Origin of the sequence: Prescottella defluvii, assembly GCF_000738775.1 — a bacterium.
Classification (GTDB): domain Bacteria; phylum Actinomycetota; class Actinomycetes; order Mycobacteriales; family Mycobacteriaceae; genus Prescottella; species Prescottella defluvii.
The window spans coordinates 22,599-31,779 of the sequence record NZ_JPOC01000092.1; the positions used below are offsets into that span (position 1 = coordinate 22,599).

General features: G+C 72.4%; 9 protein-coding genes and 2 pseudogenes. 7 read left to right on the forward strand and 4 right to left on the reverse strand.

Going from position 1 to position 9,181, the window contains the following annotated elements:
- Positions 1–77 precede the first annotated feature (77 nt).
- The 3 genes from IJ15_RS0123650 to IJ15_RS0123660 are packed head-to-tail and all read left to right on the forward strand — an operon-like array spanning position 78 to position 2,456.
- Positions 78–386, forward strand: coding sequence for a PE family protein (locus IJ15_RS0123650; RefSeq protein ID WP_031940794.1), 309 nt, complete (start codon positions 78–80; stop codon positions 384–386).
- 55 nt (positions 387–441) lie between these two features.
- Positions 442–1,665: a PPE domain-containing protein gene (locus IJ15_RS0123655; protein WP_031940795.1), complete on the forward strand. Its 1,224-nt coding sequence runs from the start codon at positions 442–444 to the stop codon at positions 1,663–1,665.
- Positions 1,662–2,456 carry an ESX secretion-associated protein EspG gene (locus IJ15_RS0123660; RefSeq protein WP_031940796.1) on the forward strand — a complete coding sequence of 265 codons (795 nt, stop codon included), beginning with the start codon at positions 1,662–1,664 and terminating at the stop codon, positions 2,454–2,456. Before IJ15_RS0123655 ends, IJ15_RS0123660 begins: the two co-directional genes overlap by 4 nt.
- Positions 2,457–2,459: 3 nt before the next feature.
- On the opposite strand, the gene IJ15_RS0123665 is transcribed toward IJ15_RS0123660, so the two are convergent.
- The 3 genes from IJ15_RS0123665 to IJ15_RS0123675 are packed head-to-tail and all read right to left on the reverse strand — an operon-like array spanning position 2,460 to position 4,842.
- Complete coding sequence (locus tag IJ15_RS0123665) at positions 2,460–3,149, reverse strand: histidine phosphatase family protein (RefSeq protein ID WP_031940797.1); 690 nt, start codon at positions 3,147–3,149, stop codon at positions 2,460–2,462.
- A complete protein-coding gene (gene pheA, locus IJ15_RS0123670; RefSeq protein ID WP_031940798.1) occupies positions 3,146–4,060 on the reverse strand; it encodes a prephenate dehydratase in 915 nt (304 codons plus the stop codon). Before pheA ends, IJ15_RS0123665 begins: the two co-directional genes overlap by 4 nt.
- Before the next feature lie 56 nt (positions 4,061–4,116).
- Positions 4,117–4,842: a hypothetical protein gene (locus tag IJ15_RS0123675; protein WP_031940799.1), complete on the reverse strand. Its 726-nt coding sequence runs from the start codon at positions 4,840–4,842 to the stop codon at positions 4,117–4,119.
- A 147-nt stretch (positions 4,843–4,989) separates the two neighbouring features.
- Here IJ15_RS0123675 and IJ15_RS0123680 point away from each other — a divergent pair, with 147 nt between their 5' ends.
- The 4 genes and pseudogenes from IJ15_RS0123680 to IJ15_RS0123695 all read left to right on the forward strand — a co-directional run.
- Entirely contained in the window at positions 4,990–5,754 is a 765-nt protein-coding gene (locus IJ15_RS0123680; protein WP_031940800.1) for a DUF2470 domain-containing protein, read from the forward strand.
- Between the two features lie 93 nt (positions 5,755–5,847).
- Positions 5,848–7,242 (forward strand): WS/DGAT/MGAT family O-acyltransferase, encoded by a 1,395-nt coding sequence (locus IJ15_RS0123685; protein ID WP_031940801.1) that lies wholly within the window; start codon positions 5,848–5,850, stop codon positions 7,240–7,242.
- Positions 7,239–8,465: a serine hydrolase domain-containing protein gene (locus tag IJ15_RS0123690; protein ID WP_031940802.1), complete on the forward strand. Its 1,227-nt coding sequence runs from the start codon at positions 7,239–7,241 to the stop codon at positions 8,463–8,465. The genes IJ15_RS0123685 and IJ15_RS0123690 overlap by 4 nt, the downstream gene beginning before the upstream one ends.
- Before the next feature lie 36 nt (positions 8,466–8,501).
- Positions 8,502–9,095: pseudogene (locus IJ15_RS0123695) on the forward strand (CPBP family intramembrane glutamate endopeptidase); the annotation flags it as partial.
- Here the strand turns inward: IJ15_RS0123695 and IJ15_RS26810 are convergent.
- A pseudogene (locus IJ15_RS26810) lies at positions 9,096–9,181 on the reverse strand (CPBP family intramembrane glutamate endopeptidase); the annotation flags it as partial.

Here is a 9,181-nt window from a genome sequence, read left to right on the forward strand (position 1 = left end):
GGCGTCCAAGCAATCAAGGGGCGAGTTCCGTCTGCCCGCCCCGGTTGCCATCGACCCCGATTCGAGGAGAAACCCGCATGTCGGATCACGTGTTCGTCGACCCTGACGTCCTCCTCGCCGCGGCCACCGAACTCGACGCGCTCGCTGTCCGACTGCAGGTCACCCTCACCGCGACGGCCCCGGCTCTCACCGTCGCGCCGTCCGGCACCGAGGAGGTGTCGGTGATGGCGGCCGGCTATTTCAACCGCCTGGCGAACAGCTTCTCCCCGGCGGCCGGACGCGGCATCGAGGAACTGACCGCCGCCGCCGCGATGCTCCGCGCGCAGGCCGCCGCCTACCGGGACGAGGACCGCACGATCGGCACGTCGCTCGCGGCCGGCATGTGACCGTGCCGGAGCGGAACCTGTCAGCCACATCCGAGGGGAACGAGGAGAAGACAGCATGACCACTGGTGTCACCGGAGTCGTCTGGATGCCGCGCGGGGCGACCGTCAATTCGACGACACTCACGGCGGGCGCGGGTCCCGTGCCGCTCAGCGCCGCGAGCCCGGCGTGGGCCGCGGTGGCGGAGGGCTTCGTCGATGCCGGCGCGACACTGCACCGGGTGATGGCGGAACTGCGCGCCGGCTGGGAGGGCGTCGCCGCCGAGGCCGCGCTCGGGCGGATCGCCCCGTTCACCGCGTGGGCGGAACAGACCGCGACGCTGGCCGCGGACACCTCGACGAAGGCCTCCGTCGAGGCCGGTGCCTACACGTCCGCGGCGCTCACCATGCCCAGCCTGCCCGAGATCGCGGCGGTCAAGACCGCCAAGACCGCCGCCTACAGCACCGGCGGCGTGCTCAACGGGTCAGCCGCAGCCGCCGAGGCCGCCGACCGCGCGATGGACATCCGGGCCGGGCTGGTGATGGAGGCGTACGAGGCGGCGTCGAGCATCCTCGCGACGCCCGGATCGTTCACGCAGCCGCCGCCGCTCACCAACGAATCCACCGCCGGCCTCGAGTCCCGGGACGCCGGTGAGGTCGCCCGTCGTCGCCTCGAGAACGACTTCCGGGCCGACCCGGTCGGCACCATCGCCGCGGCGGCCACGGCCTTCGCCCAGAACCCGACGATCGCGGCGGCCGCGTCGCAGGTCGGCACGGTCGCGGGCACCGTCTCGGGTGCCACGTCCGCGGCCGCGAACATCGGCGGGGCCGTGCTCGGCGGTGTCGCCGGTGGCGCCCCCGCGGTGCTGAACACCTCCCGAGCGCCCGCGGCGGGTGGCGCCGTGGCCACGCCGGTCGGCGGTGGCCGGGGATCCGGCTACGCGCCCTCGCGTGCCGCGGGTGTCGCCGGCGGTGCCGGGACCGGGGCGCGGGCCGCGCTGCCCGACGGCTGGGCGCAGGCCGGGCAGCTCGACGGGTCCGGCTCACGCGGTGTCCCGGGCAGCGGTGCCGGCGCAGCTACCGGCCCGGGCGCCGTGGACGCGGCCCGCACCGATGCGGCGGCAGCCACCCGCGGTGCCGGGCTGGGCGGTGCCCCGGTGGGCGCACACCGAGGTGCCTCGGGCGACGCCGACGAGCCCGAACACGCCGCACCCCGCTATCTCGAGCAGTTCGAGCACTTCACCGACGGGCGCACCGTGATCCCGTCGGTGATCGGCGCCGACCTGCCCGAGGACGGGCGGTGATCGACTTGGGCCTCGGACCGGTGACCGCGACCCTGCCGCCCACGACGCTGCACGTCGACGAAATCGACCTGCTGGTCGAACTTCTGGACATCGACGTCCTGCCGGTGGTCCTCGACGCCGCACCGAGATTCGATTCACTGCCCGAGCGGGACCGGGTGTTCCGCGCGGCGCAGGACTCCCTCACCGCCGCCGGGCTGATCGACGGGATCTCGGTGCACCCGGAACTGGCCCACCTGCTGCGCACCCTCGCCCGGCCCCGCGACGAGATCGCGTTGCGCCGCCACCTCGACGGCACCGTCGCGCGGCTGTGCCTGGCCCGCGACGACGAGCAGGCCGTGCTCGCGCTGCGCAGCGGCAACACCTTCACCGTCCAACGGCTCGGGCCCGACCTGGCCGGGCCGATCGTGCATGCGCTCGGCGACGCCGCACCGCTCATGTTCGGGGTGCTCAACCGGCCGACGGCGGAACTCGGTGCCGCGCTGACCCGGATCGTCGACCCGGGCACGGCGGCCGCCCAGCTGACGGCGATCGGGGTCCCGGCCGCGGACGCCGCCGTCGTCGGGCCCGCGTTCGTGGGCTGCACGACGTTCACCGAGATCGTCGGGATCGTGCACGACGCCGGACATCCCGGTCCGATGCGCGGACCGGTCACCGTGTTCGACACCGCCGGCGGACGCATCGTCGGCACCACCAGCATCGCCACCGACGGCACCCCGTGGACCTCGTTCAGCCCCGGCACCCCGGGGCGGCTGCGGCAGGCGCTCGACGGCCTGCTCGCGCAGCTGAACTGACCGTCAGCCCATCGGGTCGTCGGTGGCCGCGACGGCCTCCGGGTCGAACCACGGCCGCTGCGGGGCGATGTCGAACGGCGGATCGTAGGTACCCCACCGCACACACCGCCAACCGGTGTCGGTCGGCACCAGTTCCACCGTCGACGTGTTCTCGAGATGCCGGTCCGCGGCGAACGCGCCGGGCACACCCGCCAGGTACGCGGCCACCAGTCGGATCGCGGCGCCGTGACTGACCACCACGACGTCGCCGCCGGCACCGGCGTCGATGTACTCGGCGCGCAGCGAATCGACCACCGGGACATACCGTTCGATGATGTCGATACCGGCCTCGCCACCCGGGATCCGCGCCGACAGGTCGCCCGCGTGCCAGGTGTGGAACACCTTCGCGAACATCTTGTGCGACTCGATGTCCGAGCGGTCCTCGAGCTCACCGGCCTGCGCCTCGTGCAACCCCTCCCGCACCTGCAGCGCAATGCCCGACGCCGTCTCCACGAACCCGGCGGTCTCCCGGGCCCGCAGCGCCTGCGACGACACCAACGCCGCCGGCGGTCGCTCGGCCATCCGGCCGCCGAGTGTCTGGGCCTGCGTCCGGCCCAACTCCGTCAGACGGGCGCCGGGCAGTCGGGTGTCGAGCCGTCGTTCGACGTTCGCCTCGGTCTGCCCGTGCCGGACCAGGATCAACCGGCCGCTCACGCGTTCTCCTCTCCGTGCCGCAGGCGTTCGAGCCATGCGGTGTCGTCGGCGTCGGGCATCGGCGCGCCGCCACCGGGCACGGCCGACGGCCACGACCCGAGGTAGCGGACGTCGCTGAACCGGTGCAGCGCCTTGAGCGCCTCGGCGACCAGTCCGTCGTCGATGTGCCCGACGCAGTCCAGATGAAACAGGTAGGTGCCGAATTCCTTGCGGGTGGGCCGGGATTCGATGCGTGTGAGATCGATTCCCCGGGTTGCGAATTCGGTCATCGCCCGGACCAGGGAGCCGGGCACGTTGTCGAGGTGCAGCACGACGCTGGTCCGGTCGTTGCCGGTGCGGGCGGGAGCGGGTCCCGGCCTGGTCACCAGCACGAAACGGGTGCGGGCACCGTCGTAGTCGGCGACACCCGACGCCAGCGGCACCAGACCCAGCCGCTCCCCCGCCAACGCGGTCGACACACCGGCGTCGGCGATGCCGGCGGCAACGTCCTCGGCCGCACCGGCATTCGACGATGCCGGCTCCACCCGCGCGTTCGGCAGGTTCCGGTCGAGCCACCCCTGCACCTGCGCGGTCGCGACCGGGTAGGCGCGGACGGTGCGGACGTCGTCGAGTGTGGTGCCCGGGCGTCCGACGATCGTGAAGGCGACGTCCAGTTCGGTCTCGGCCATGATCTGCAGTCGATCACCGAGCGAGAGCGCATCCATCGTGGGACGGATCGAGCCCTCCACCGAACTCTCGATCGGCACCACCGCACCGACGACGTCACCGGCGCGGACGAGTTCGATCGCCGCGGCCTGGCTTCCGGCGGACACACGCTCGACGACACCGTCGAACGTGCCGCCCGATTCGAGCTGGGCGAGGGCCATCTCGGTGAAGGTCCCGCTGGGTCCGAAGTACGCGATACGAGGCACGCCTACGAGATTACGCACTTCCGTCCGGCGCACTTCGCCGATCGGTTCCGGTTCCGTTACAGCAGGCCGGCGGCGGCGAGCACCCGCTCGACCTCGTCGGGGTCGTCGACCTCGATACCCAGCAGCACGCCGCGCACCGCCTCGGCCGCCTCCGGGATCAGCGCCGCCAGCGCGGCCGGGTCCGGCGCGGCCAGCGCGGCCCGGACGTCGTCGCCGCGCAGCGCGGCGACGGTGCCGGACAGCAGCGCCAGGACCTCGGCGCCGTCCCGTGCCCGGGCGGCGAAACCGACGGACGTGTGTGCGAGGACCGCGAGGAAATCGGCCACGACGTCGGCCGGGTGGCCGGCGGTCAGGCCCGGGCTGTGACCGGCGTCGGCGAGCTGCTGCGCGGACTCGGCGAGGCTCGCGGCGTCCGCCGAATCGGCGTCGGTCGGTGTCACGAAGACGGTGACGGGAGCGGGCAGCCGGAGGCGGAGCGCGTCGTCGACCTGCTCGGGCGTGCAGGTCACGTGGTAGCGCAGCACGCGGTGCTCGACCGCGCCCTCCAACTCGTCCGGGTCGACGTCGAGCTCGACGACGACGGCACCCGCATCGGCATCGGTACCGGCCGCGGCGGTGAGGGTGGACGCGGTCACGATCTGCGGTCCGGTGGTGGCGGCGTCGCGCACGACGGCCGGAACGGCGGTATCCCGCCGCCGGAGAAGTAGCCCCGCCACGAGCGGCTGCGGCGCGCTGGTGCGGGACGGAAGGGTCGGCATCGACAGGGATACAGGAATCGACACCCCACCACGTTAGCCCGGACCGGCCAAAACTCCCGCTTCCGCGCCGGAGGGGTTGCCACCCACCCCGACAGGAATTAGCTTAGGTTTACCTTATTTCATTGCTCGATCACCCGCCTCCGTCTCGCGCCACGACCGAAGGATGCCGCCATGAACCGCACCACCACCGGACCGTCCACCGCCGAACGGATGCGGAGCACCAGCGCCCGCGCCACCGGCGCCGTGCTCGCCATCGCCGGCAGCGATCCCACCGAGACGTCGATGCACCACCTGCGCGCCGACGGTACCGCCGTGCTCCTCGCACCGTCCGACTCGACGGCCACCGCGCTCGCCTGGCAGGCCGGACCCGGCGGGCTGCCCGCGGTCCTCGAACTCACCGACTACGCACCGCTCGCGCTGCGCGAACCCGTCCGCTCCCTGGTGTGGCTGCGCGGCACCCTCGTCGCCGTCCCCGACGACCACGCCCGCGACGTGGCCGACGACGTCGCCGCCGAACACCCGCATCCCGCACTGCTCGACATCGGGCACGGCGCGGCGCTGCTCCGCCTGCGGCTCGACTCCGCCGTCGTCGCCGACAGCAGCGGCGCCGAGTCCGTCACCGTCGAGGACCTGCTCGCCGCGAACCCCGACCCGTTCTGGGAGGTCGAGACCGGGTGGCTGCAGCACCTCGAGGAAGACCACGCCGACCTGGTCGAACTGCTGGCCCGACGGCTGCCGGCGGCGCTGCGCACCGGGCGGGTTCGCCCGCTCGGCATCGACCGGTACGGGATCCGGCTGCGCATCGAGGGGCCGTCGGGCGACCGGGACGTGCGGATGGACTTCGTTCGCCCCGTCGACGACACCGCGTCGCTGAGCCGGGCCCTGCGCATCCTCGTCGGTTGCCCGTTCGTGAACGGGTTGCGGGCGAGGCACTGATTGCGTTGCGGATCGGTCACCGCGGACCGATACCGGCCCCGTCCGCCGCACGTGCGAGTACAGAGAATCTGTGGGTCTGCATCGCGGTGCTCGATGACGACAACGACGCTGATGTCGCCGGTGGACGTGCTACTGCTCGTCGGCGAGATCGGGTCGCGCACCCTCCACATCGGCGCACTGTTGGTCTTCGATCCACCCCCCGACCGCCCCGACACGTTCGCCGCCGACGCCTACCGGCGCGCGCTCGACGCCACCGGCGCGCAGTCCGCACTCATGGCGCAGCCTGTTCTCTCGCCGGCCACCGGCGGCCTGCCCGCCTGGCAATCCGCCCGGCGAATCCGCATGGACCGACACCTGCGGCGGCTCGCGCTCCCGTCCCCAGGCGACGACGACGAACTGTTCGCGCTGGTCGCGCGCCTGCACGAGACCCGCCTCGACCGCTCCCGGCCCATGTGGGAGGGCTATCTCGTCGAAGGCCTCGCGGGCGGCGGATTCGCGCTGTACGGGAAGATCCACCACGCCACGCTCGACGGGATGTCGGGCATCCGGATGCTCGAGCAGTCCATGGACTCGGACCCGGAGCGGCGTGGCATGCCACTGCTGCTCACCCCGGCCACACCCGAGCCCGCCTCCGACCGTCGGCCCCGGAACCCCCTCCGTCTGGTACGCGCCGGCCTCTCCGGCGTGGCCGCAGCCGCCGACGTCGTCCGCCGCACCACGACGGGAACCCTCGACTGGCTGGGCAAGGGCGTCACGACGAACTCCACTGCACTGCCCATGCGCGCACCCCGGACGGTGTTCGACGGCCGGGTCGGACCCGAACGGGCGTTCGTCGGGCGGTCGTGGCCCAAGGAACGACTGCGTGCGATCCAACGCGCAACCCGTGCGACCGGCAACGAGGTGACGCTCGCGATGTGCGCGGGCGCGCTGCGCAGCTACCTGGCGGAGCAGGACGAGGTGCCCACGTCGTCGCTGATCGCGCTGGTGCCGGTCGCGCAACGCCGACGCGAGGACGCCACCGGCGGCAACGACTTCGGCCTGGCGCTGTGCACCCTCGGAACCGACCTGGCGGATCCGAGGGCCCGGCTGGACCGGATCCGGCACTCGATGGCGGACGCCAAGCGGCGGGTCCATGCGATGGGGTCGGTCGCGTCGATGCTCGCGTCGGTGCCCGCACTCCTGCCCAACGTGGCCCGGGTCCTGCCGCTGGGCGAACTGCTGCCACCGAGCTACAACGTCGTGATCTCCAACGTGCCGGGACCGGAGACCCCGCTGTACTGGAACGGCGCCGAGCTGCGGCACATGTACCCGCTGTCGATCGTGTTCGACGGGACCGGCCTGAACATCACGATCTGCCACTACGCCGACCGGCTCGACTTCGGGTTTCTCGCGCATCCGGAATCAGCGCCGGAACTCGAACGTTTTACAGATGAGATCGAGACCGCACTGGGCGATCTCGAACAGATTCAGGAAGTTCGCTCGCCATGACTGCCGCCATGCCGCGGCGCGACTCGGGCGGGACCCCTCGTCGCCGTCGGCAGTATCGACCGCCGACGACGATGCTCGTCGACCCGCGGTTCGAAGCGCTCGCGACCCAGTTCTTCCACATGTTCCGGCGCACCCGCGACGGCGGTGGCGCGCTGGCCGTGTACCTGCACGGCGCGCCCGTCCTCGACGTCTGGGCCGGATGGGCGTCCCCGATCCGCAAGTGGGACTCCGACACCGTCACCCTGTCGTTCTCCACCGGCAAGGGCGTCGCGAGCACCGTCCTGCACCGTCTCGCACAGCGCGGGTTGATCGACTACGACACCCCGGTCGCCCAGTACTGGCCCGACTTCGGCGCGGCCGGCAAGGAGTCGATCACGATCCGCGAGCTCCTCAGCCACCGCGCGGGCCTGCACCGCATCCGCGGGCTGGTCCCGGGCCGGCTCGCCCTGCTCGACCACGACCGGGTCAGCGCCGCGCTGGCCGCGGCCGTCCCGGATCCCCGCCGCACCCACATGCCCGGCTACCACGCCGTCACCTACGGGTCACTGATCGCGGAACTCACCGCGCGGGTGGCCGGCAAGCCGTTCACCGAGCTGGTCCGGACGGAGGTCGCCGAGCCGCTCGGGATCCCGGAGTTCTGGTTCCAGGTGCCCGAGTCGGAGAAGGCCCGGATCGCGAAGGTGTTCCCGCACATCAACCCGTACGGGGTGCCGTGGGGCGCGACGTCGCTGGCGTTGTCGCTGGTGCCGCACCTGCGGGACATCGCCGACGCCGGCATGCCGGAGGGCTTCGACATGCTGGTCCGCGACCCGACGATCCACGACTTCGTGATGCCGGGCTGGAACGGCGTGTTCAGTGCCCGCGCGCTGGCCCGGATGTACGCCGCGTTCGCCAACGGTGGCGTCGTCGACGGCATCCGGTTCCTCGAGCCCGACACCATCACCCAGCTCAGCGAGGTGCAGACCCGGGCCCGCGACTACGTGCTCGGCATCCGGATGAACTGGCGGCTCGGCTACCACGCGGCTCTGGTCGCCGCGCGCACCCAGCACTCGGGGGCGTTCGGTCACTACGGGCTGGGCGGGTCCGGTGCGTTCTCCGACCCCGACACGGGGCTGTCGGTGGCGTTCGTGACCAACCGACTGGGCAACGCGCTCACCCCGTTCGCCGACCTGCGGCTGCCGAGCCTCGGCGCCCGCGCCGAGTCCCTCGCCAAGCACGCCTGACGCCGTTCGCGGCGCGTTCCGTCTAGCGTCAACGGGGTGATCTCGCGTACCACCGTCGACTCGTGGCTCCGGCCCAGCTCACCACCACCGTCGGATCCACCGCTCGACGCCCGGGAGCGGCGCGCCCTGTGGTTCGAGATCACCATCGTCCTGCTCGTCACCTTCGGGCTCAACGGGATCTACAGCGCGCTGTCGCTGCTCGAATCGGCGCTCGCCCCGGGCGGGCTGTCCGAGCAGGCCGTCGCACTCAACCCGTCCCGGTCGACGCAGTCCTACATCGACCTGGCCCGGCAGCTGCTCGGTGTCGTCAAACTGGCGGCCTGGGCGGCGCTGGGGCTGTACCTGCTGTGGCGCAGCGGCCTCGGTCCGCGCCGGATCGGTCTCGGTCGCAACCAACTGCGCGACGGGGTGCTGCCCGGCGTCGGGCTCGCCGCGCTGATCGGACTACCCGGACTGGCGTTCTACCTGACCGCGGTCGCGCTGGACATGAACCTCACGGTCATGCCGAGCACCCTCGACGACCACTGGTGGCGCCTGCCGGTGCTGGTGCTGTGGGCGATCGCGAACTCGGCCGCCGAGGAGATCCTCGTCGTCGCCTACCTGATCTCCCGGCTACGCAGGCTCGGGTGGCGACGAGATCTCGCTCCACCCGAGCCTGCGTAGCCGGGAGATCAGGTAGGCGACGACGAGGATCTCCTCGGCGGCCGAGTTCGCGA